This window comes from Allobosea sp. CER48 (genome assembly GCF_044752385.1).
In the GTDB taxonomy this organism is placed as follows: domain Bacteria; phylum Pseudomonadota; class Alphaproteobacteria; order Rhizobiales; family Beijerinckiaceae; genus Allobosea.
Map to the genome: position 1 here is coordinate 1 of NZ_JBIWYK010000523.1, position 1,989 is coordinate 1,989.

The following is a 1,989-nucleotide window of genomic DNA, read 5'->3' on the forward strand; positions in this document are numbered from 1 at the left end:
GACTCGACCCTATCGTTCTCGCCTTGCCGGGCGACTAGAAGGTAGGCGGGGAGCAGGCGCTGACGATCTCGCAGGGAACAGGGCCCACGCAGCGGAATCGATGCGGCCGGGTGCTCTCGAAGTAGTAGGCATCGCCGGGGCCCAGGATGCGACGCTCCTCTCCGACGGTCAGTTCGATCCTGCCGCTGAGCACGACGCCGCCTTCCTCGCCTTCATGGCTGAGCAGGACACGGCCGGTATCGGCCCCGGGCTCGTAGCGTTCCTTGATGATCTGCAGGGCGCGGCCGAAGAGGTTTTCGCCGACCTGGCGGAACGAGATGCCGCCCTTGCCGATCTCGACCAGTTCTTCGGCCTGGTAGAACACCTGGCGCGGCTTCTCCGGTTCGAAAGCGAAGAATTCGGACAGGCTGATGGGAATGCCGTCGAGTATCCGCTTGAGAACCCCGACCGATGGGTTCACCTCATTCGCCTCGATCAGCGAGATGGACGAATTGGTCACGCCGGCCTGTTTGGCGAGCGCGCGCTGCGAAAGGCCGCGCAGCATCCGGACATGCCTGAGCCTGGCTCCCACATCGACGTTCAACGCGCCTGTTCCTCGTGTTCGATATCATGAACATTTTTCGACGTGGGCGCTATTTTACAATGGCTTGGCGGAGAGATGAAACAGACTTGTTGACTTAGCGAAAACATGAGCACCTCCGGACGGACCGAGGGAGCCCGCCATGACCGTCAACACCAAGCCATCCACGCTGCAGAACGCCCGTTCGCTCGACAGCTTCTGGATGCCCTTCACCGCCAACCGGCAGTTCAAGAAGGCTCCGCGCCTGCTCGCCAGCGCGAGCGGCATGCACTACGCCACCGAGGACGGCCGCCGGGTGCTGGACGGTACGGCCGGGCTCTGGTGCGTCAATGCCGGGCACAGCCGGCAGCCGATCAGCGAGGCCGTGGCGCGCCAGATCGGCGAACTCGATTTCGCCCCCGCCTTCCAGATGGGGCACCCCGTCGCCTTCGATTTCGCGGAGCGGCTTGCGGCTCTTGCGCCGGGCGAAGGTCTGGCGAAGCTGGATCGCATCTTCTTCACCGGCTCCGGATCGGAATCGGTCGATACCGCGCTGAAGATTGCGGTGGCTTACCAGCGCGCCATCGGTCAGGGGACGCGGACGCGCCTGATCGGCCGCGAGCGCGGCTATCACGGCGTTGGCTTCGGCGGCATTTCAGTGGGCGGGATCGTCAACAACCGCCGCGTCTTCCCGCAGCTTCCGGGCAGCGACCACCTTCGTCACACGCATGACCTGGCGCGCAACGCCTTCACCAGGGGGCAGCCCGAGCATGGGGCGGAGCTGGCGGACGATCTGGAGCGGCTGGTCGCGTTGCATGGTGCGGAGACCATCGCCGCGGTCATCGTCGAACCGATGGCCGGTTCCACCGGGGTGCTGGTGCCGCCCAAGGGTTATCTCGAGCGTCTGCGCGAGATCGCGACGCGGCATGGCATCCTGCTGATCTTCGACGAAGTCATCACCGGATTCGGTCGGCTCGGAGCCCCTTTCGCGGCCGATTATTTCGGCGTGGTTCCGGACATCATGACGACGGCGAAGGGGCTGACGAACGGGGCGGTGCCAATGGGCGCGGTCTTCGCGAGCCGGAAGGTCCATGACGGCCTGATGGCCGGGCCGGAGGCCGCGATCGAGCTGTTCCACGGCTATACCTATTCGGGACACCCGGTCGCCTGCGCGGCGGGCCTTGCCACGCTCGACATCTATGCGTCTGAGGGTTTGCTGGCACGGGCGGCGGACCTCTCCGTGGCCTGGGAGAATGCGGTGCACTCGCTTCGCGATGCTCCGCATGTGATCGACATCCGCAACATCGGGCTGGTTGCCGGCATCGAGCTCGCCTCGCGCGACGGTGCCGTCGGCGCGCGGGCCTACGAGGCCTTTGTCGACTGCTTCGAGCAGGGACTGCTGATCCGCGTCACCGGGGATATCATCGCGC

Annotated in this window: 2 protein-coding genes; one reads left to right on the top strand and one right to left on the bottom strand. The window is 65.5% G+C overall.

Annotated features, from left to right (window positions below; translation table 11 throughout):
* Positions 1-34: 34 nt before the first annotated feature.
* Entirely contained in the window at positions 35-583 is a 549-nt protein-coding gene (locus ACIPIA_RS15100) for a cupin domain-containing protein (protein WP_400510729.1), read from the bottom strand.
* A 139-nt stretch (positions 584-722) separates the two neighbouring features.
* On the opposite strand from ACIPIA_RS15100, the gene aptA reads away from it, so the two are divergent.
* Positions 723-1,989, top strand: a 1,267-nt coding sequence (gene aptA, locus ACIPIA_RS15105; protein WP_400510731.1) for an omega-aminotransferase AptA, incomplete at its 3' end; no start/stop codon positions are given.